This window comes from Streptosporangium album, from assembly GCF_014203795.1.
In the GTDB taxonomy this organism is placed as follows: Bacteria; Actinomycetota; Actinomycetes; order Streptosporangiales; family Streptosporangiaceae; genus Streptosporangium; species Streptosporangium album.
This window is the reverse complement of record NZ_JACHJU010000001.1, coordinates 4,190,833-4,212,826: the sequence shown is the minus strand read 5'-3', so window position 1 is coordinate 4,212,826 and position 21,994 is coordinate 4,190,833. Positions and strand designations below refer to the sequence as shown.

Below are 21,994 nucleotides of genomic sequence, written 5' to 3'. Positions count from 1 at the left end.
GTGACCGCCAGGGAATGGGAGGCTCCCGCCTCCTTCGGCCAGGAGAGGATCTGGCTGGCCGACCAGATGGACCCCGGCTCGCCGGTGTTCAATCTGCCGTGCTCGTTCGCGATCCCGCACCCATTCGAGGCCGATGAGATCGTCGCGACACTGAAGACCGTCGTCGACCGTCACGAGGTGCTCCGCACCTCCTTCAGGGTCGTCGACGGCGCCCTCCGCCAGGTGGTGCACGCCGAGGTCGACCTCGGCGTGCGGGTGCACGACCTGCGGACGCTCCCGGCCGAGGAGCGCCGGCCCCGGTTGTTCGAGCACATCCTGGCCGACGCCAGGGCCGCGATCCCGACCGACCGCGCCCCGCTGTGGCGGGCCACGGCGGTCCGGACCGACGACGCGCGCTGGGTGGTCGGTTTTGCGGTCCACCACGCCGTGTTCGACGCCGCCTCTGCCGTCATCCTCTCGGATGAGATATCCGAGCTGTGCGCCGCCGCGGTGAGCGGCCGGCCCGCCGAGCTGCCCGAGCTGCCCATCCAGTACGCCGACTACGCGGCCTGGCAGCGCGGCCAGCTCACCGGCCAGGCGCTGGCCGAGCAGCCGGACTACTGGCGGTCACGGCTGGCGGGGCTGCCCGCCGTACACACCCTGCCGACCGACCGGCCCCGTCCCGCCCGGCTCGGCTACGCCGGCGACGAGGTCCGCTTCACGGTCCCCGAAGAGCTGCAGGGGAAGCTCGCCGCGGTGGGACGCCGTTCGGCCGCGACACCGTTCATGGTGTTCCTGACGGCCTACGTCGCGCTGCTGTCCCGGCTGTCCCGCGACGACGACACCGTCGTCGGAGTGACCATGAGCGGGCGGGACCTGCCGGAGGTCACCGGCCTGGTCGGCATGTTCATCAACCAGATGGTGGTGCGGACCGGCACCTCGGGCGACCCGGCCTTCGCCGAGCTGCTCGACCGGGTCCGCGCCACCCTGCTCGACGCCATGGAGAACGGCCAGATCCCGTTCCAGGCGGTCGTGGAGGCGGTCGCGCCGCAGCGGGACCCGGGGGTGCAGCCGCTCTACCAGATCGGCTTCAACTACATCCCCGACTCCGGCATCGAACCGATCCCCTACACCACCTCGAAGGACGACCTGGCCTTCGACCTGACCACCGGCACCAGCCGGCTGCTGTACCGCACCGACCTGTTCGACCGGGCCACCATGGAGACGTTCGTCGCCCGCTACCTGCGGGTCCTGGCCGCCGCCGCGGCCGACCCGCAGACCCGGATCGGCGACCTGCCGCTGATGGACGACGCCGAGCGCGCGTCGCTGGTCGAGGCGGGCACGCCGGCGCCGCCGCGCGAGCACGCCACGGTCGGCCGCATGGTGGAGGCGCAGGCCGCCCGCACCCCGGACGCGACCGCCGTGATCGTCGGTGACCGGCGGCTGACCTACGCCGAGCTGGACGAGGCCGCCGGCCGGGTGGCGGACCGGCTGAGCCGGTCGGGCATCGGTCCCGAGTCGCTGGTCGCGGTGTACGCCGAGCCGTGCCTGGAGCTGCTGCCCGCCCTGCTGGGCGTGTGGAAGGCCGGAGCCGGCTACGTGCCGGTGGACCCCGCCTACCCGGCCGACCGGGTGGCGTACATGCTCGCCGACTCCGCCGCGACGGTGGTGCTCACCCAGCGGCACCTGGCGGGAGCCCTGCCGGCGGCCGGCGCGACCGTGCTCGCCGTCGACGACCCCGGCGAGTGGGCCGGGGAACCGGCCTCCCCGCAGGCGGCCGGACCCGAGAACGTCGCGTACGTCATCTACACCTCCGGCTCGACCGGCACCCCCAAGGGCGTCGTGGTCGAGCACGGCTCGGTGGCCGCCTACCTGGCATGGGCCGGCACCGCCTACCCCGGCCTGGCCGGACAGGCCCTGCTGCACTCCCCGATCTCGTTCGACCTGACCGTCACCGGTCTGTTCGGGCCGCTGACCGTCGGAGGGGCGGTACGGTTCGCCGCCCTCGACGAGAACCTCCCCGCGGACGGGAAGCCGACGTTCCTCAAGGCCACCCCCGGCCACCTGGCGCTGCTGGCGGCGCTGCCCGACCACGTGGCCCCCAGCGCCGACCTGGTGCTGGGGGGTGAGGCGTTGCGCGCCGACTGGGCCACCGACTGGCGGGAACGCCACCCCGGCGTCACCGTCGTCAACGAGTACGGTCCCACCGAGGCCACCGTCGGCTGCGTCGCGGCCCACGTGGCGCCGGGCGAGGCGCTGCCCGTCGACCGGTCGGGATCGGCCGGGATCGGCCGGCCGGCTCCCGGCAACGCCGCCTACGTGCTGGACGGCGGGCTGCGGCCGGTCCCCGTCGACGTCGTCGGCGAGCTCTACGTCGCCGGCCCCCAGGTCACCCGCGGCTACCTGAACCGGCCGGGCGCCACCGCCGCCGCCTACCTGCCGTGCCCCTACGGGCCGCCCGGCGGACGGATGTACCGCACCGGCGACCTGGCACGCCGTCGCGCCGACGGGAGCCTGGAGTTCGCCGGCCGCGCGGACGACCAGATCAAGCTGCACGGCTACCGCATCGAACCCGGCGAGATCGAGACGGCCCTGCGCGCGCGGCCCGGCGTCCGCGCCGCCGCCGTCGTCGTCCGGGAGGACACCTCCGACGGCAAGCGGCTCGTCGCCTACCTGGTCGGCGACGCGGACCCGGCGGCGGTGAACGACGCGCTCACCGCCACCCTGCCGGCGCACATGATCCCGTCCGGTTACGTCACCCTCGACGTCCTTCCCCTGACGCCCAACGGCAAGCTCGACCACGCCGCGCTCCCCGCCCCGGAGACGGCGACGGAGCGCGGGTACGTCGCGCCCCGCACCGCCGCCGAGGAGCTGGTGGCGGAGGTGTTCGCCACGCTGCTGGGACTGGAGAAGGTCGGCGTCGACGACGACTTCTTCGAGCTCGGCGGCAACTCCCTGCTGGCGATCCGGGCCATCGCCAGGATCCGCGGCCAGATCGAGGTCGACATCCCGGTCCGCGGGCTGTTCTCCTACGCCACCGTCGCCGACCTCGCCGCCGAGATCGAACGGCGGCTCACCGAAGACCTCGACCAGCTCAGCGATGAGGACGTCGAGCGGCTACTCACAGCGGAAGGTGACAGCCGAGCATGACGGCGATCCCCCAGACATCCCCCTCCGACGCCCGCCGGGCGCTGCTGGAGCAGCGGCTGCGCCGGCGCGCCGCCGCCACCGTGGCGCCCCGCCCCACCGGGACCGTCCCGCCCCTGTCCTACCAGCAGGAGCGCGTCTGGTTCATGGAGCAGTTCGCGCCGGGCACGAGCCAGTACAACATCCCCGTCCCGATGCGCCTCACCGGGGAGCTCGACCTCGACCTGCTGGAGCAGGCCCTGCAGACGCTCCCCGCCCGGCACGAGGCGCTGCGGATGCGTTTCCCCGCCGACGCGGACGGCCGGCCCACCGTGCACGTCGAGCCCTCCGTCGCGGTGCCGCTGCGCTTCGTGGCGGCGGACGACGAGGCCGCCGCGCAGGCGCTGATCGACGAGGCGGCGACCGAGCCGTTCGACCTGGCCGACGGGCCGCTGCTCCGCGCCCTGCTGGTCAGGCTGGCCGACGACGACCACCGGCTGCTGGTCACCACCCACCACATCGTCGGCGACGGCTGGTCGGTGGACCTGCTGCTGCGCGACCTCGCCGCGGCCTACCACGCCCGGCGCGCCGACGAGGCGGCCACGCTGCCCGGCCTGCCGATCTCCTATGGAGACTTCGCGCACTGGCAGCGGCAGACCCAGACCGGTCCCGCGTTGGACCGCCAGCTGGAGTTCTGGAGCGAACGGCTCGCCGGCGTGCCGGCCCTGGAGCTGCCCACCGACCGGCCCCGGCCCGCCACCCAGTCCTTCGACGGCGACTGGCACGTCGTCGACGTCGACGCCGACCTCACCGACGCGGTCAACCGGCTCTCCAGGGAGCGCGGCTCGACCCTGTTCATGACGCTGCTCGCCGCCTACCAGGTGCTCCTGGCGCGGCACTCCGGTCAGGACGACTTCGCGGTCGGTTCCTCCTCGGCGGGCCGGTCGCTGGCGGAGCTGGAGAACGTGGTCGGCATGTTCGTCAACATGCTGCCGATGCGCGCGCGGCTCGACGACGACCCCACCTTCGACGAGCTGCTCGGACGCACCCGGGTCGAGGTGCTCGACGCCTTCGACCACGCGGAGGTCCCGTTCGAGCAGCTGGTCAACGCGCTCGGCGTGCCCCGCGACGTCAGCCGGTCGCCGGTGTTCCAGGCGATGTTCGCGCTGCAGAACTACCAGATGGGCAGGATCGCGGACGCGGGAAGTTCGGACCTGCGCATCGCGTGGCTGCCGATGGACCTGCGGGCCACCCGCTTCGACATCGAACTGCACGTCATCGAGGTGCCGGACGGGCTGATCGTCAAGTTCGTCTACAACACGGCGCTGTTCGACGAGACGACCGTGGCCGGGATGGCGACCCGCTTCGTGACCCTCCTGCGGTCGATCGTCGCCGCCCCCGCCACCCGGGTGTCCGAGCTGCCGATGCTCGACGGCGTCGAGCGGACGCTGCTGGTGGACGGGTGGAACGACACCGGTGCCGAGATGGACGAGGGAGCGACGCTGCACGGCCTGGTCGAGGCGCAGGCCGCCCTCACCCCCGGCGCCGTCGCGGTGACCTTCGAGGGCCGCCACCTCACCTACGCCGAGCTGAACGAGCGGGCCAACCGGGTGGCGCACCGGCTGAGCGGCCTGGGCGTGGGGCCGGAGACGCTCGTCGGCGTCTACGCCGAACGTTCGGCCGAGCTCGTCGTGGCGCTGCTGGGCGTGCTCAAGGCGGGCGCGGCCTACCTGCCGCTCGACCCCGAGTATCCGGCCGACCGGCTGACATTCATGATCAACGACGCCGCCGCCCCCGTGGTGCTGACCCAGGGACACCTGAGGGAGAGCGTCCCCGCCACCGACGCGACCATCCTGGACCTGGACCGGCCCGGCGAGTGGGCGGACCAGCCCGCCGGCGACCCCCGGCCGCCGGTCACCTCCCGCAACGCCGCCTACGTCATCTACACCTCGGGATCCACCGGCCGGCCCAAGGGCGTGCCCAACACCCACCGCGGCATCGTGAACCGGCTGCAGTGGATGCAGCGGACCTACCGGCTGGGCGGCGACGACGTCGTGCTGCAGAAGACCCCCGCCGGTTTCGACGTGTCGGTGTGGGAGTTCTTCTGGCCGCTGCTCACCGGGGCCCGTCTGGTGCTCGCCAAGCCGGGCGGCCACAAGGACGCGGCCTACCTGCGCGACCTGCTGATCAGCGAGGACGTGACCACCGCCCACTTCGTCCCCTCGATGCTGGCGGTGTTCCTCGCCGACGACGAGAACGCCGCGGCGGACTGCGCGGCGCTGCGCCGGGTGATCTGCAGCGGCGAGGAACTCCCCGTCGCCACGGCGGCCACGTTCATGGCGGCGCTCCCGCACTGCGAGCTGCACAACCTGTACGGGCCCACCGAGGCCGCCATCGACGTCACCTCCTGGCACTGCACTCCGGAGGGCATCGCCGGCGCCGTCACCCTGCCGATCGGCGCCCCGATCGCGAACATCCGGCTCTACGTCCTCGACCGGCACGGCAGCCCCACCCCGGTCGGCGTGCCCGGTGAGCTGCACATCGGCGGGGTCGGGGTGGCCAGGGGCTATCACCGCCGTCCGGCGCTCACCGCCGAGCGGTTCGTCCCCGACCCGTTCGGCTCCGAGCAGGGCGCGCGGATGTACCGTACCGGCGACCTGGCGCGCTGGCGCCGCGACGGGAACCTGGAGTTCCTCGGCCGCATCGACCAGCAGGTGAAGCTGCGCGGCCTGCGCATCGAGCTCGGCGAGATCGAGACGGTGCTGCGGGAACGACAGGAGATCGGCGACGCGGTCGTGGTGGTCCGTGAGGACACCCCCGGAGACAAGCGGCTGGTCGCCTACCTGACGACCTCCGGCGAGGCGGACGCCGACGTCGACGTCGCCGAACTGCGCCTGGCGCTGAAGCAGGGCCTGCCCGACTACATGGTGCCGACCGCGTTCGTCATCCTGGACGCGCTGCCGCTCTCCCCCAACGGCAAGCTGGACCGCAAGGCGCTGCCGGCCCCGCAGGCGACGCGGGACGCCACCGCCGAGCTGGTCGAGCCGGAGACCGCCACGGAATTGATGCTGGCCGCCATCTGGACCGAGGTCCTCGGTCTGGAACGGCTCGGCGTCCACGACGACTTCTTCGACTCGGGCGGCCACTCGCTGCTCGCCACCCAGGTGGTGGCCAGGATCCGCAAGGCGTCCGACGGGTCGGGACGGCCGGTCGGCGTGATGGACCTGTTCCAGAACCGCACCATCCGTGAGCTGGCCGTCTTCATCGACGCCGGGGCCGGTGCGGCCTCCGGACCGCAGCCGCTGCTGTACGAGCTGACCCCGAAGGCCGGTAAACGCACCCTGTCCTACGTCTGCGTGCCGTACGGCGGTGGCAGCGCGATCGTCTACCAGCCGCTCGCCGACGCCCTGCCCGCCGGGCACGCCCTGTACTCGGTGGCCATCCCCGGCCACGACGTGGGCCTGACGGAGGAGGCGCTGCCCTTCCACGAACTGGTGGACCGGGTGGTCGCGGAGGTCCGCGAGCGGGTGGACGGCCCGCTGGTCCTCTACGGGCACTGCGGCGTCGGCAGCGCCATCGCGGTCGGGGTGGCCCGGAAACTGACCGAGACCGGGCGGGACGTGGACGCGGTCTACATCGGCGCCATGTTCCCGTTCGCCCGGCTCAAGGGCGTCATCGGCGCGGTCCGGACCCGGCTGGAGAAGCTGCGCAGCAACCGCGAGTCCGCCAACTGGCTGAAGGGGATGGGCGTCGACACCGACGCGCTCGACCCGGAGCAGGCCGACCGGATCATCGGCAACATGCGGGCCGACTCCCGTGCCGCCGAGGAGTACTTCACCGAGCTGCTCGACCGGCGGCCGGAGCCGATGTCCGCTCCGATCATCTCGGTGGTCGGCTCCGAGGACCCGGTCACCGACTACCACACCGAGCGGTACCGGGAGTGGGAGTTCCTCACCACCACCACCGGGCTGGTGGTCCTCGACCAGGCCGGCCACTTCTTCCTGAAGCACCGGTCGGAGGAGCTGGCCGAGATCGTCACGGGCATCCACCCCGCGATGGCCCGGCGGGAGACCGCCGAGTACGGCGTCGCCGAGCGGGGCCCGGACGCCGCCTGGGCGCTGCACGACACGCACTACCCGGCCGGCCCCGGAGAACCCGCGGGCCCGCCCGCGGTGGAGCCGAGCAACTCCAGGTTCCTCAGCGTCGCGATCGGCCAGCTGGTGTCGTCGACCGGGTCGGCGCTGACCGGCTTCGCCGTACCGGTGTGGCTGTTCGACCGGACGGGGTCGGTCGCCGACCTCGGCCTGCTGTGGGCGCTGTCCCTGCTCTGCGGGGTGGCGATGCTGCCCATCGCCGGTCCGCTCATCGACCGGTTCGACCGGCGGCGCGTGATGATCGCGGCGAGTGGCATCTCGGGCGTGATCCAGCTCTGCATCACGCTGCTGCTGCTGACCGACCGGCTGGACCTGTGGGTCATCTACCTGCTGCTACCGCTCAACTCGATGGCGGGCACCTACCAGCGGCTGGCCTTCCAGACCGCCGTCCCGCAACTGGTGCCCAAACGCTATCTGGGTCACGCGGTGGGCCTCACCCAGCTCACCAACGGGTTCGCGATGCTGTTCGCCCCCCTGATGGGCGCCGGGCTGTACGTCGCGATCGGCCTGACCGGCATCCTCGCCGTCGACGTGGCGAGCTACCTGTTCGCCCTCGCGGTGCTGCTGGTCGTCCGCTTCCCCGACACGCTCGGTTTCCGCCGCAAGGAGCCGCTGGTCACCGCGATCGCGGAGGGGCTGCGGTTCTCCTGGAACCTCCGCGGGTTCCGGGCCATGGTCGTCTACTTCGCCGTCGCCAACGTCTTCCTGGGCCCCGCCCTGGTGCTGACCGTCCCGCTGACGCTCTCCTTCGGCACGGTCTCCCAGGTCGCCCAGGTGGCGGTGGCCGAGGCCGTGGGCGCGGTGGCCGGCGGGGTGCTGATGGCGCTCTGGGGCGGCCCCCGGAAGCGCCGGATGATCGGTGTGTTCCTGGGCAACCTGGTGATGGCCGCCGGATGCCTGGTGATGGGCCTGCGGCCGTCCCTGGTCGTGGTCATGGCCGGTGTCTTCTGCCTCGCCATGGGAATGACGGTCTCCCAGGGCATCTACGTGACGCTGATCCAGGTCAAGGTGCCGCAGCGGTACCACGGGCGGGTGCTCGCACTCAACCAGGCCATCTCGTGGTCCACCCTGCCGCTCGGGTTCGCCGTGCTGGCGCCGGCGGCCACTTCCCTGTTCAACCCCCTGCTGCAGCCGGGCGGCGCGCTCGCCGACTCGGTCGGCGCGGTCATCGGGACCGGTGACGGCCGGGGTGTGGGCCTCACCTACGTCGTCTTCGCGCTGATGATGGCCGCGGTCACCGTCTGCGCGTCCACCATCCGGTTGCTGCGCAACTTCGACACCGAAGTGCCCGACTCGCTCCCCGACGACCTCATCGGCATGCAGGAGCGGCAGCGTCGTCTGAAAGGAATAAACGCATCATGACGGGTGTCATCCCCACGGACCCGGCCCAGCTCGGGCCGGTGACCGGGCATCTGGACGGCAACGACCACACCACCGTCGTGGTGTACGGTCTCGGGCCGGACATGACCGACCATCTCGACTGGGTGACGGCTCACCGCGAGAGTCTGCGGGCGGGTCTGGCCGAGCACGGCGCGGTACTGCTCCGCGACCTGCCGGCCGACCTCGAGCTGTTCGACCGGATCGTCCGCGTCGTCGGCGGCGACCCGCTGCGCTACACCGAGCGCTCCACGCCGCGCACGTCCGTCACCGAGTCCATCTACACCTCCACCGAGTATCCGGCCGACCAGCCGCTCCCGATGCACAACGAGAACTCCTACGCGGACACGTGGCCGGGTCACCTGTTCTTCGCCTGCGCCACCGCCGCGGCCACGGGCGGAGCCACCCCGATCGCCGACAGCCGGGCGGTGTTCCGCCTGATCCCCGACGAGGTGCGGGACCGGTTCGCCGACGGTGTCGTGTACGCCAGGTCCTTCCGGGAAGGACTCGGCCTGTCCTGGCAGGAGTCGTTCCAGACCGACGACCCGGCGGCGGTCGAGGAGCACTGCGCCCGGCACGGGCAGACGTTCGAGTGGACCGAGGACGGCCTGCGCACCAGGCATCTCCGGCCCTCCCACCAGACCGAGCCGCTCACCGGAGAGCAGGTCTGGTTCAACCAGGCGAACCTGTTCCACGTCACCAGCCTGGACGAGGAGGTCCGCGAGGCCCTGCTGTCGCTGTACGACGAGGCCGACCTGCCGCGGAACGCGTATCTCGCCGACGGCACCCCGATCGACCCGGCCGACCTCGCCGCGGTCAAGGCCGCCTACGACGAGGCCTCCTTCGCGTTCCCCTGGCGCGAGGGCGACGTGATGATCATCAACAACATGCTGTGCGCGCACGGCCGGGAGCCGTTCACCGGCGCCCGGCGGATCCTGGTCGCCATGACGGCCTGACCACCGGTCCCCGCGATCACAGACCGAGGACCTGACCGCCGACGACGGCGGTCAGGTCCTCAGCCGTCTCCCGCCGGCTGCGCGGAGCCGTTCTCGCCGGGGAGGCCGCCGGGGTCAGGCATGCTGGGCCGCCAGGTCGCGGTAGGTGTTCCGGACGACCAGCAGCCGGTCCAGTTGGAAGCGACCTGGCTCCGCCGCGCGCACCTGCTGCCCACGCTCTGACCAGAACCCGTCGTCGGGCACCTCCTCCTCCCCCGGCGGGATGAACTTGACGACCTCCTCGACTGCCGCGGCGGCCACCGACAGCGTGCGGTGCGCCTCGGCCCGGTCGTCGGCCGGCACGTTTCCCGCGGTCAGGTCGGCCACCCACAGCCACTCTCCCGCGTCGATGAGCCGGGAGGGCTCCCGGCCGCCGAAGGCCGGGTAGCCGGCCGGAATGACGGGCCGTTCCGGCACGCCGAACAGGAACTCACGCTCGGCTCCGCAGCCGTCGCAGGTGCCGGCGTAGCGGTCGACGGACTCGTCCTCCACGCTGCCCGACCCCATGGCCCAGGTCGTCTCCACAGACCCGCACTGCTTGCACGGGTGCAGGTCGAGGTAGAGGTGTGCCTCGTCCCTGGACCGCACGACCGCGAACGCCATAGCCGTCCTCTCCTTGAAGATCCCCATCATGCCCCGGCCACGGGCACCTTCGCCCTCCCCGCCGCGCCCTACCGGATCTCCGTCCCGGAGGCCGCATGATCACCTCGGGGGCTCCGGCACGGACCCGTCGGGTCGCGAGGCCGATCACGGGGACTTCGGACGGTCCGGGAGGACCAGTTCCAGGTCAGGTGACAGGGAATCGGGGTCGGAACCGATCGCCTCCCGGTTGCGCTCCCAGATGTCCTTCCAGTAGCGGCCGTCGCCGTAAACCTGCTCGGAGATCTCCCACAATGTGCTGCCGTGGCCGGTGGTGACGGTGTGACCGCCTGCGGACGGTGGGTTCTCCGGCTTCGCCGACGATCCCGGTTGCTCCGACGGCTTCGGCGAGGCACTGCCCGGGGAGGACGGCGAGTCGCCGGGTCGCGGTGCCGGCACCTGCGGCCGCCGCCCGCAGACGCACGGCCTGTCGGGCGGGCAAACGCATTCCTCCTCCTCCGGAGGAATCCAGCCGGTGGTGTTGTTGATCCGGCGCATCCGAGCCCAGTACTGGGTCTCCCACTGGCGGGGCGGGATGATCTCGCCGTCGGGCCGGTTGAGGAGGTTCGCGAGAGCGCCCCCCGCCCCCGGCGCCCCTGGCACCGTCGGCGACTCGGTCTCCCGGGGCGGCACCGGCGGGACCTGACCGCGTTCGCGCAGGGCCTGCGCCACCTTGTCGAGCTGTTGCTCCACGTCCTTGAGCCGTTGCTCCAAGGCCTTGAGCTGTTGCTCCAAGGCGTCGGGGTGTTGCCCCGAGGCCTTGAGCTGTTGCTCCACGGTGCGGCAGGCCGTACGGACCTTCTGCCACCGCTCCGCCAGATGCTGGTACTCGTTGTACCGTGCCGACACGTATTCGTTCCGCGCACCCATCAGGGGCGCCAGCAGGAAGCGGCGGATCACGCCCTGGCGCGGCGCGGACGTCGCCCGCGCCGGCATCGAGCCGGTGCCGCTCGGCTGGTAGGTGCTGCCGCTCGGTAGTGTCGTGTTCGGCTGCTGCGGCGTCCCCGGGCCGGAGGCGCTCTGCGGCGCGGCGGCGGGCGCGGCAGATGAAACGGCGGGCGCGTCCAGTGCCTCGCTGACCCGCCCGGCGAAGTCGCCCTCCTCCGGCGAGCGGTTGTGCAGCGCGCGCAGGTCCACACCGGCCTGGTCGGCGCGGGTCACCAGCTCGGGAGGGAGCGGGGCGAACGCCGAGGCGAACCCGCCGTCGGGCACCGCGCTGTACAGCATGCCCCTGGAGGTGGCACGGTAACGACGCACGGTACCGTCGGGCTCGCGCAGCTCGATGTGGACGTCGGTGTGCAGCCCGCGTGCCAGCAGCCGGGCCTGGGTCACCGGGCCCATCTGTCCGGGGGCGCTCGCCGTGGCGGTGAGCACGATCGGCGTGCCGGGCGTCCAGCGGCCGACCAGGCTCCACTGTGCCATCTCGACGATTCCCCGGTGCAGGGCGTCGGGAGTGACGCCGGAGCCAGCCTTCCCCTCAGCCTGCGCGATGTCCATCACCTGGGTGGTCAGCGTGTCCAGGTCGAGCGAGGGCAGGGTCGCCGCCGGTGGCCCGCTCCGCCACCGCGCCCGCCAGCCGGGGCGCTCGGTGGTGCGGGTGACCTCCGGATCGCCGAGGTTCCAGCCCCACCGGCGCCGCCCCTCGGCTCCGCGCCGGGCCTTCGCCTCACTCAGCTCCTGCTCGAACACGGTCAGGTCGACCGTGCCGGTCGCGGCGTCCTGCACCTCGATCCGCAGTTTGGCAGGCTTGGCCTGGCCGGCCTTCACGGTCTTCAGCTCGGCTATGAGGTCGAATGCAAGCGGCACCTCGGTACTGGCGGCGATGCCCCTCTTGAAGATGCTGCGCTCGAGGCGGACACCGTGGCTGACCGTGGTCCGGACGGAAACATTCCATCCGAGGAAGCGGCCGTACTTCAGCCCGATGATCCCCGCGAGCCCCTTGAGAGAGAACCTCAGGCCCTGGTTGGTGGCCACCTCGGTCACGTGCTGCACTCGGAGCACCCGGCCGATCTCGGAGTTCTTCCGGCCGGAGACCGTGACGTGCACGTCCTCGGGGTGGGCCCGGACGGTCACCTCCACCACCATGCCCGGCTTGTCCGGGTTGGGGATGGTAAGCACCAGGCCGCCGTCCTTCTGGATCATCTGCCGGAAGTTGGCCGCCTCCTGCATCCGGTTCAGGTTCTGCTGCACCAGCGTCCGGGCCTTCCGAGCCGCCTTCTCGCCGAACAGCCTGTCGTCCGCCAGCAGGTTCTGAACGGCCGTCAGCAGCCCGTCGGCCTGCAGACCGTCCGGCTTGACGGAGGGCGGCAGCGTGAACGGCCGGGGGTCGGGAACCCGGGTCTCCTCCGTCGCCCCCACCATCTCTTGCGGCACGAACCGGGTCATCTCTCCCTGCAGTTCGACCACGACCGGCCGGCGGGCCTCGCCTTGCCTCCCCTGCTCTCCCATGGCCGGTTCCGACCCGGGACTCTCTCCGACCGTGATGGTGACCCCGACCGCATGGCGGACCTTGGCCAGGCCCTCGAACGAGGCGCTCCGCGCCAACTCGGTCCGCTGCTCGCTGTTGGTCGTCGAGCGGGAGAGGCTCCGGCCGCTCTCCGCCGAGCCGGAGGGACTGAGGCTGACATCGGAGTTCCCCACCGAACCGCTGGCGCTGACGCTGCCTCCCTGCGAGGTGCCGGACGACTCGGTCACGCTGCTGTTCTTGTAGGCGTAGGCCTGCATGATCAGCAGGACGTCGCTGAGGCGGCTGACCACCTCGACCGGCCCGTCGCCGAAGTCCATCTGCAGCCGGATGGTGATCTGGTCGGCGTCCCGTACCGGCTGGGACTGCGAGTGGCCGTTCGGACCGAGCGCGTTGGCGATCTTTCCCCACCAGCGCCTGCCGACGAAGTCGCCGAACAGGCGGCGGCGCAGCGCCGGATTCGAGGCCAGGGCGCCCGGTGCGTAGGCTTCGGCAGCCTTCAGTATCGCGTCATGCACGTCGACCTTCGTGCCGTCCTTCGTGTACAGGACGATCTGCTCGGGCCAGGACTGGCCCATACGCTTGCGGACGCTTTCCGGGATCTCCGCCAGCTCCGGGTTCGCGGCCTTCACGGCTTCCTCGGCCAGCAGCCGGTCCAGTGCCTGGCTGGGATCGGCCTCCTGCTTGAGGCTCTCGTCCTGGTTGCCGAACTGCTTCATGAGAGGTTCGAGCAACACCTCCGGCGTGTGACGGGCGGCCAGCGTGGGCAGCGGTTCTCCGGAGCCGCGGGCGGCCGCCAGGTCGTTGAGGTAGCGCTGGAGTAGCGGAACCCGCGTGGCGCGCTCGAGCCCCAGATGGCCGTACATGAACGCTTCCACCACGTCGGACACATGGTGCAGCGACAGCGGGATCTTCCCCTGCGCGTACAGGCTCAGGACGTCGCGTGCGGGCTTGCTGTAGTGGTACCCGCCGCCGGTCGTGGTGATCGTCTCGGTGTTGGCCGTGCCCACCTCGCTGATGACGACGGTGGTGCTCAGCTCCGCCGTGAGCATCACCTTGGGGCTGAGGTCGATGGGCAGGCCCTCGTCTCCCGTGATCGGGGTGCTCGCGCGTGAACTGCCGTGGTTCGCCGAATGGGACCCGGCGGCCTCCGCGCCGATCTTCGGGTTCTCGGCCTGGCTCGAGCCTCCCGAGACGGAGCCGCTCCCCGTGTGGCTGGTCTGCCCGCCGGAGGAGGTGGTGTTACTGACCATGTCGAACCCGATGAGACTGGTCAGCCAGCGGCCCCTGGTGGCGATCTGCGACTCGCCCACGTGACCGCGGATCGACACCGACCAACGGCGCTGCCCGAAGCCCTCCGTGTCCACGACGATCTCGATCTCGTGGTCGGCGTGCAGGAAGTCGGAGTGACCGATGAGGTTGTCGACGCTCAGCTGCTCGACCAGGCGCTGGAACTCCGGGGTGTCCGGCCGTATGCCGATCTTTTTGCTGATCTCCATTATCAGGTTGGCGTTCTTACCCAGGTCCAGGGCCAGCGGCGCGGTCCCGGCCAGCAGCTCATCGGAGGTCGGGATCGTGGCCGAGGACTGCGGGAGCCCGTCCTCGGACAGCATCTCACTGGGAATCCCCTCCTCTACCCGCACATACGTGGAGGCGACCTCGCGCATCTGCCAATCACTCGTCACACGGCTGACCGTTACCGGTACCGTCCCTTGGAGATTCGCCCTCCTCCCCAGCTGTTCCAACAGGACCACCCCGTTGGCGGTGCCGCCCTTGTTCTGGGCGGTGTTTCGGCTCTTGCCTCCCGTGTAGCCACCGCCGACGGAGGCGGTGGACTCCTTGTCACCGGACGTGTAGTCGACGCCGGCCCCGACGCCCGCTCCCCAGGAAGTCGACTCGCCACTCGAGCTGCCGCCGGTGTCGGACCCGATGTAAAGCGTGACGGTCGTCTCGGCGTCGGTTTCCCCGGCGTACGGCTTTCCCCCATGGCCAAGCTGGACATGCAAGGTGAGATACTCTGCCGGTTGGCCGGTCCGTTGGTGCATGAATTGCAGGAAGATGCCGCCCTGGACGGCCTGGGTGTAGTGGACTTGCAGCCGTTCCCTCAGCTGATTCTCCAAGAAGTCGATCATCGCCTCTTGGCTGGCCCGCTCCACCGGGTCGGACGACAGCACCGGGTTCTGCTCCCCGTTGCCGTCCAGCTTGGGCAGCATGCCGTTCTCGCGCAGAAACGCCGCCACCTGGCGTTGGAGACCGGTGATGTCGGTCATCAGATTCCCATGCCCGTATCCGACTGCGCGCACCTGGCCCGGCCCGTCGCCCTTCCAGGCCGGCGCCTCGCCCTTCCGGCCGGGCGGCGGCTCGGGCGTGGGATCGTCTCGCAGCGCCAGCGAGCCGTCGGGGCGCCGGCGCTCGCCGGAATCGTCCCGTACGATCGCCTCCTTGTCGAAAGGGAACCCCGTGGCGGCCGCGACGTTCTCCGGTAGCTGCGCCGTCGCCTCAAGTGTGACGTCGTTGATCGGGGGAAGCGGCTTGTCCTTGCCGTCCTCGTGGAGCGTGCTCGTGATCTCCAGATCCACGTCGAACATGACGCCCTGGTTGTGCCCGGACTTCCGTCTCACGATCGGCGTGATCGCCGTGCCACCCGCGCTCAACCCTGCCGACTCCGACCCCGAACGGGAGCCGTTGAAGATGTTCAACCTCGCCGCCAGGCTCTTGAACCCGTGGTACAGCTTGGCGAGCGTTTCACTGGAGAACTTGACACCCAGCGCACCGTTCGCGTTCCGTGACCGGCTGGCTCCCTGTTCCCCTGACACCGCGGAGAACCCGACGCCCACATCCTCACCGAGCTGCTTGGTGCTGGCCGTTCCATCCGCTTGCGCGACCAGCTTCAGCTTCCCGTCACTGGTCAACTCATACTTGAGCTTGCCCTTCAACACGATGGTCAGGTCCGGTTGCCCCGGGACGCTGATGGTCTGCCGCAGTCCTTGCGGGTTGTTGACCAGTTCGGCCAGCTGGACCGGCGTCATCTCGACGATGAAGGTGCGTATCTGCTCCTGGGCCGAGCTGTTCCGTGCCAGCCCGGGCGCCTGGGAGAGCAGCTGTGCCCTGAACTTCTCGAGCGCCCCTTCCAGACCTTCGACGTTGATGGGCGCGTTCTTCGGAAGCGGCGGTGTCTTCCCCGGATCGAAGGTGAGCTGGACGGTTTCCTCGGGGCCGTGCTCGATGTGGGCGTGCGAGACCGCGACCTCGACCCTCGTTGCGTCGTCGGCGGAGCCGTCGGCGACCCGAACCACCGATCTCCCCCCGGTCTCCCCCGGGGCGAGGACCTCGAACTCGTACTCGGCGACCCCGTTGAACACCGACGACTCGCCCCGGTTGTCCAGGACTGCGCCGCTCCGCACGAACCCGGCGAAGTTCGCGGAGGTCGACTCCCCCTGACTACGGCCGTAACCGCCGCCGAGTACGACGCGCGGTCCTATCGCCTCGACCTGCTGCCGGAAGCCGCTCTCGGCCGGCAGGTGCTTGACCAGAAATCCGAGCAGACCTGGCACGTCGACATCCGCCGCCCAGCCGCTGGTGCGGCCGCTGCCGGTCGATACGCCGTGGTTGCCCTGGATGAAGCGGCCGGTCATCGCCTCGGCGACCGTCCAGCCCTGCGAGCGGAGGACCTCGACGAGATCACTCACCAGCATCTTGACCTTCAGCTCGACGCCCGCCACCCTCAGCACCGCTCCGTCGGCGGACAGCATCTGGCCGAGCTCCGTCTCCAGCGCGGTCTCCAGCTCGGCGACGGTGAAGCGGTAGCCGACCTTCTTGGCGGCCAGCGCCTCGTTGACCTTCTCGGTCAACTTGGTCATGTACGGCAATGGGCCGACCGGCAGGCTGGCGGGCAGCATGGCCTTCGACGGCATCGCCCCCTCCATGGCCTCGCGATACTCGGCGAGCTGGGATTCGGCCTCATGCGCGAGCCGGGCGACCTGGGCGGCCAGCGCGCCGGCATGGCTTGTCTGCTGGTGGGCGGTCAGCCGGCCCAGCGCACGCGACGTCGCCACCAGCGCCGAACGCGCGGTCTCGGCCTGGGCGCGGGCCTTTTCGTACCTGGCCGCGATCCGCAGATCCCGAGCCGCGGACTCCTGATCGACCTTGGCCTGCAGGCGGGCCTCGTGGCGCCGTGCCGGTGCCCCGCTGTCGCGCTCCCCGTCGAGCGGCTTCCCGTCCCGCTCCGCCTTCTCGGCGGCCTCCACCTTCGCGAGCGCGTCCCTGGCGCGCTTCCTGGCTTCCCCGGCACTGCGCGCCCTGGACTTCCTGCGCTCCGTCAAGCCGCTCTCGGCCTCTGCCAGGGACGTGGTCAGCTCCTCCACTTGTCTGGCCAGATCGGAGAATGCGGAAGTCTCCGATGACGTGCCTGGTCCGGCCGGGTTCGAGGCCGTCCCGGCCAGCTCGGCGACGAGTTCGTCGGCCTTCCGGACGATCTCCTCGGCCGCTTCGACCTGCTGTTCCGAGCGGAGCGCGTCGTACTCGTCCGCCGGTGCGCTCGCCGGCTTGTTCGCCTCATTCGCCTCGGCGACCAGCTGTCTCGCGCCCTCGGTCAGCTCGGACTGGTCCAGGCCGTTCGGATTGTCCAGGACTATTTCCGTGGCCACCTGCAGGGCCGCGTCGCCGGTCTCGGGAGACGCTTCCGCCAGGAAGTGGAGCGCCTGGATCGCGCCTTCCAACGACGGGCGGCCGTCGGCCCGGGCGACCTCGATGCCCAGCCAGGCGGCCGCCTCCGCGCGCAGCCGGTGCGGGCCGGCGCCGTCGCCGGCCCGGGTCTCCAGCCGTTCCCTCACGAGGCGGAGGGTGGTGACGGGGAGATAGAGGACGCTTCCGTCCGCCCTGCTCAGCCGCACATGGCCGCCCTCTACCAGCAACGTGTCGAGACCCAGGCTCTTCATGGTGTCGGCCATCGCCGATTCGGCGAGCCCCGTCCTGGTCGTGGGACCTGTCGCGACCTGCCCGCTCGGCGTGCCCGCCGCGACCTGCGTGGACGTGTTCGCCCCATTGGACGCAGCCGTATTGGAGGGGCCCGCCGCGACCGGACCGGCTGGACCGCCCTGCCCGCTCATATCCGGCGCACTCGCTGCCGCCTGCCCATTCGAGGCGGCGCTGTCCGGGGTCGTCCCAGCCGGAGCCGTACTATCCGGGGCCGTCCCAGCCGGAGCCGTCCCAGCCGAGGCAGTACCCTCCGGAGCCGTCCCAGCCGGAGCCGTCCCAGCCGAGGCAGTACCCTCCGGAGCCGTCCCAGCCGGAGCCGTCCCAGCCGAGGCAGTACCCTCCGGAGCCGTCCCAGCCGGAGCCGTCCCAGCCGAGGCAGTACCCTCCGGAGCCGTCCCAGCCGGAGCCGTCCCAGCCGAGGCAGTACCCTCCGGAGCCGTCCCAGCCGAGGCAGTACCCTCCGGGGTGGTGCCGGCCGGAGTGGCGCCGGCCTGAACGTCCGGAGTGGCAGCGGACGCGGCGGCCGACGTGCTCGACGTGGTTATCGGCCGCTGGGAGCCGCCCCCCAGGTCCGGATTGACCTGGCCGCCCCGTGGGGCCGTGGCACCGGCCGTGGCGGGAGTACCGGCCGCAGCGGGAGTACCGCTCCGGGTGCCGCCTCCCTGGTTCCCGGTTCCGCCACCGGGGATGCCCACGCCTGCCATACCCGGGCTGCCGCCACCGGGGCCGACTGGGCCGCCGGTGGTGGGGCTGGGGTCACCGCCGGCCGGGCCGCCAGAGCCGGGTCCGGGTCCGGGGCCGGTGCCCGCGCGGGCCGCATCGGCGAGATCCGCAGCGTGGTAGGCGGAGGCGAGGGTCGTGATCGGGCTGGCGAGCGCGGTGTAGACATCGGGGTTGAACGGGCTGATCGACCCGGTGCGCCCGACCCCGCCGAAGAACGCGCCCGTCATCGAGTCCATCGTGAACGGGTTGCTCCACTGGTCGTAGACCAGACCGTTGGCGAAGTAGCTGCCCGCCGGCGAGCCCGCGACGTTGCTGAGGCCGGTGTTCAGCGCCCGCCCCGCGAAGCCGGGCACGCGGCTGGCGATCCGGGAGACCGGGCCGGCCACCCCCATGCCGACCATCGCACCGGTGCTCGCGCCGATGATGGCGGCCCAGGACTTCTTCCAGTCCCACTCCTCACGGGTGCCCATCTTGATCTGCTGGTACTGGGCGACGCCGTCGATGATGAACTCCTCCAACGGCTCCTCGAAGAACACCTCCTCTCCGAACTCCGAGAGGAGTATCCGGGTGACCAGGTTACGGCTGGCCGCGGCCCTGAGCGCGGCGAGCCGGGCCACGCCGACGACGCCGATTCTCCGGCCCGCGATGGCGGTCAGCCGGACGAGGATACGGCTGATGGCCGCGCGGGCCGCCGCCGCGTACCGGCCGATCAGCGGAGCGGTCGAGCCGGCGGTGAAGAAGACGACGAGGAGCGCGATGGCGTAGGCGACGACCGTGACCCAGAACGCCACGTTGATGGAGAGCTTGGAGTACTGCGTCTCGACGGCGAAGTTGCTGGTCTTCACGGCGTAGGCGTTCGCATCCCGGGAGACGCCGCCCAGGCCGGTCTGCTCGCCGAACAGGGACTGGGCGCGGCTGACGAAGTCGACGGTGGCCGGGATCTTCAGGCCGGTGATGACGGTGCGGGCCGCCTGGCCCGCGGACTCGGCGTACGGTACGAGCCCGGTGCCCAGCCCCTCCAGTTCCAGGGCCAGCTGCGACAGCTTGCTCTCGCTGGCCTCGGGCCACTTCTGTCCGGCCGACAGCAGCGGGATCAGTGTGTAGACCACCCAGTCGGGCAGGTTGTCGGTCTCCCAGGCGGGCTGGACGTCCGTGCCGATGCGGACGGTCGGCTGTCCGCTCTGATTGATCGTGTCGGTGCTACCCGTGCCCGTGGCCATGCCACCCCCGCCCCCGCTCCCACTCCGACCCTGATCTCCCCCGCTGCGCGCCTCGGCGGGCGCGTCTCATACCCCGCGCGTCAGGCCTGGAGCACCCTGCCCCGGCCGAGGTCCTGGGCGATCGCGACGTCGGTGCCGAGCGAGTTTTCGAGGGTCCGGCGCAGCCTCGGGCCGGCGTCGACGATCTGCCGGACGCTGTCGGCACCGTTGGAGAGCATGATGTTAGGCCCGCCGCCCTCCATGAGGGACTGCCGGAAGGCGTTGCCCTCGGTGCCGCCGCCCCAGGGCGCGGCGGCGAGGAGCTCCGTGATCCTGGTCATCCGCTGCGCGTAGAACCGTTCCAGCTCGCCGGACATGACGTTCCACTGCGAGATCCCCCTGCCCACCGTGGGCGAGAAGATATCCAGGCCGTCGTCGGCGTCGTTCATCGCTTCCCCTCCATCTGGTCGGCGAGCTGGGCCATCAAAGATTCGAGATCGCCGGCGAGGTGGGTCTTCATCTGGTCGGCCGGGATCAGCGGCTCGAAGACCTCGATGATCCGTTCCTGCGCCGTGGCCGCCGCCCGCTGCACGGTCTCGGTGATCGAGTCGGCCAGGGCTCGGGCGTCGGGACGCCGGTAGATGCGAGGGTCGATGTCGAGCCGGACCAGCTCGCCGCGCGAGCCGACCGTGACCGATATCAGGCCGTCGCCCGACTTCTCGGTCACCTGGACGGCCCTGGCCTTGGCGTGCAGCTCGGCGCCTTCGTCCTGGAGCCGCATGAAGGTCGCACGCAGCTCGTCCGCGTAGGCCTGCAGACCGGCGGCGTCCCTTTCACCCAAGGACTCCATCTCGCCCCCCTCACCATGCGCACCTGCCCCTCAGGTGCCGAAGATGTTTCTGGCCAGTTTCCGTCACATGAACATCATTCGACAAGAGCGCAGCGAAAATCGTTAATCTTCTGCCAAACCTCACAAGTCGAGCGAGACCTCGCACTCCTGGATCTCACCGACCTCAGCCCGCGGGACCCAACGGCGGTAGACGCCGCGCTCGACCCGCTCCAGGCCGAGCGCCACCGCCTCGGGCGCGGAGCCGCCCAGATACTCCAGCAGCAGTTCGCCCTCGTCCTCGCGCTCGTCGTGCACGTGGAAGTCGGCGTCACGCCACCGGCAGACCGCGGTCACGAAACGCACGGACTCGCACTCGGCGGCGGGAACGGTCCGGACGTGGCAGCCGGGCTCGACCTCCTCGAAGCCCTCGGCCGGCTCCTCACGGCGGAGCCGTACCCACGTCTCCAGCGCGGACGGCTCGGGGCTGGCGGGATAGTCGGCGCCCTGCCATCGGGCACGGTAGGAATGCCAGGTCACCGCGTGCCCGCCCGGACCCCGACCAGCAGCCAGCGCCGCAGGTCGCCGTGGTAGAACGCGCGCCGGTGTTCGGTCCCGCCGGCGGTCAGCTCCCAGATCTCGGCGCCGTGGGTGAGCCCGACGCCGTACACCTTGTACTCGCGGATGATCTGGTCGACGTTGGGCACCAGGCCGAGTCCCACGAACGGCGGCTCCTCCACCACCCATCCGGCCACCGCTTCGCGGCCTGCCTCATCCACCCCTCCGTACGGCGTGCGGTACAGACCGAGGCCGGCCGGACGCCAGCGCAGCAGGTTGAGCCCGCCGTCGGCGGTGAGCATGTCGGGCTGGCCGAGCGCGTCGGCGAGCACCACCGGCGTGGCGATGTGCGAGACGTCCAGGGCGTGGTGGCAGTAGCCGGAGATCCGGGGCTCGCCGCCGGAGAGCAGGTCGTGGATGTCGGCCGGACGCAGCAGCTTCTGCAGCACGGGGACGCCGGTTTCGGGGGCGAGCGCGAGATCCTGGGCCAGCGTGGGGACGGCGAGCCTGGCCACCGTGCCGGACTCCAGGAGGAGGCCGACGGGCAGCCCGGGGTTGACCGCCAGCCCCCAGCGGGGGTCGGGCCAACCCGCGGCCAGCTCCACCATCGAGGCGATCCGGTGGTGCGTGGTGACACCGCCGGTGGCCAGCGCCATCGTCTCCGCCGAGGTGTAGGCCAGCAGCCAGGTCCGCTCGGCGTCGGCCACCGTCGGCCACGCGGCCGGCTCGGTGCCCTCGGCCGCGGCACGGGTGATCGGCAGCGCGAAGTCGGCGTCCTTGAGCAGGCTCAGGCACAGGGCCGTCTGTCCGGCTTCGAACGCCGCCCAGAGGCGTTCCTCGAACGGGCTTGAGGGCAGCGCGGTCAGCATGCCGGGGTCGGGTTCGAGTGCTGCACGCCGACAACACTAAATGACGGGATCAACCCCTGTCGGGTCCCCTCGCCGGGTCCCACGGAGCACGGGCCGGGCACCGCCTGG

The 21,994-nt window shown here is 71.3% G+C and carries 9 protein-coding genes; 3 read left to right on the top strand and 6 right to left on the bottom strand.

The window, feature by feature from the left end; genetic code table 11:
- From FHR32_RS20360 to FHR32_RS20350, 3 genes are read left to right on the top strand one after another with little or no spacing between them, the layout of a single operon-like run.
- Positions 1 to 3,129, top strand: a complete 3,129-nt coding sequence (locus FHR32_RS20360; protein WP_312882504.1) for a non-ribosomal peptide synthetase — start codon at positions 1 to 3, stop codon at positions 3,127 to 3,129.
- The gene (locus FHR32_RS20355) at positions 3,126 to 8,621 is read left to right on the top strand and encodes a non-ribosomal peptide synthetase/MFS transporter (protein ID WP_184755744.1); all 5,496 of its coding nucleotides are present in this window, start codon (positions 3,126 to 3,128) and stop codon (positions 8,619 to 8,621) included. Before FHR32_RS20360 ends, FHR32_RS20355 begins: the two co-directional genes overlap by 4 nt.
- Entirely contained in the window at positions 8,618 to 9,592 is a 975-nt protein-coding gene (locus FHR32_RS20350) for a TauD/TfdA family dioxygenase (protein WP_184755743.1), read from the top strand. The genes FHR32_RS20355 and FHR32_RS20350 overlap by 4 nt, the downstream gene beginning before the upstream one ends.
- A gap of 114 nt (positions 9,593 to 9,706) precedes the next feature.
- On the opposite strand, the gene FHR32_RS20345 is transcribed toward FHR32_RS20350, so the two are convergent.
- The 6 genes from FHR32_RS20345 to FHR32_RS20320 all read right to left on the bottom strand — a co-directional run bounded on the left by FHR32_RS20345 (position 9,707) and on the right by FHR32_RS20320 (position 21,886).
- Entirely contained in the window at positions 9,707 to 10,234 is a 528-nt protein-coding gene (locus FHR32_RS20345; protein WP_184755742.1) for a hypothetical protein, read from the bottom strand.
- 144 nt (positions 10,235 to 10,378) lie between these two features.
- Positions 10,379 to 19,654 carry a WXG100-like domain-containing protein gene (locus FHR32_RS20340; protein ID WP_184755741.1) on the bottom strand — a complete coding sequence of 3,092 codons (9,276 nt, stop codon included), beginning with the start codon at positions 19,652 to 19,654 and terminating at the stop codon, positions 10,379 to 10,381.
- Positions 19,655 to 19,734: 80 nt separating this feature from the next.
- On the bottom strand, positions 19,735 to 20,082 hold the full coding sequence (locus FHR32_RS20335; RefSeq protein ID WP_184755740.1) for a hypothetical protein: 348 nt from the start codon (positions 20,080 to 20,082) through the stop codon (positions 19,735 to 19,737).
- Positions 20,079 to 20,483: a YbaB/EbfC family nucleoid-associated protein gene (locus FHR32_RS20330; RefSeq protein ID WP_184755739.1), complete on the bottom strand. Its 405-nt coding sequence runs from the start codon at positions 20,481 to 20,483 to the stop codon at positions 20,079 to 20,081. Before FHR32_RS20330 ends, FHR32_RS20335 begins: the two co-directional genes overlap by 4 nt.
- Before the next feature lie 120 nt (positions 20,484 to 20,603).
- On the bottom strand, positions 20,604 to 20,999 hold the full coding sequence (locus FHR32_RS20325) for a UCP033725 family protein (RefSeq protein WP_184755738.1): 396 nt from the start codon (positions 20,997 to 20,999) through the stop codon (positions 20,604 to 20,606).
- The gene (locus FHR32_RS20320; protein ID WP_184755737.1) at positions 20,996 to 21,886 is read right to left on the bottom strand and encodes an SseB family protein; all 891 of its coding nucleotides are present in this window, start codon (positions 21,884 to 21,886) and stop codon (positions 20,996 to 20,998) included. The genes FHR32_RS20325 and FHR32_RS20320 overlap by 4 nt, the downstream gene beginning before the upstream one ends.
- Positions 21,887 to 21,994 lie beyond the last annotated feature (108 nt).

Coding starts and splice junctions, on each gene's coding strand:
- FHR32_RS20320 (WP_184755737.1), bottom strand. CDS start 21,886: ATGCTGACCGCGCTGCCCTCAAGCCCGTTCGAGGAACGCCTCTGGGCG.
- FHR32_RS20340 (WP_184755741.1), bottom strand. CDS start 19,654: ATGGCCACGGGCACGGGTAGCACCGACACGATCAATCAGAGCGGACAG.
- FHR32_RS20355 (WP_184755744.1), top strand. CDS start 3,126: ATGACGGCGATCCCCCAGACATCCCCCTCCGACGCCCGCCGGGCGCTG.
- FHR32_RS20330 (WP_184755739.1), bottom strand. CDS start 20,483: ATGGAGTCCTTGGGTGAAAGGGACGCCGCCGGTCTGCAGGCCTACGCG.
- FHR32_RS20345 (WP_184755742.1), bottom strand. CDS start 10,234: ATGGCGTTCGCGGTCGTGCGGTCCAGGGACGAGGCACACCTCTACCTC.
- FHR32_RS20350 (WP_184755743.1), top strand. CDS start 8,618: ATGACGGGTGTCATCCCCACGGACCCGGCCCAGCTCGGGCCGGTGACC.
- FHR32_RS20335 (WP_184755740.1), bottom strand. CDS start 20,082: ATGAACGACGCCGACGACGGCCTGGATATCTTCTCGCCCACGGTGGGC.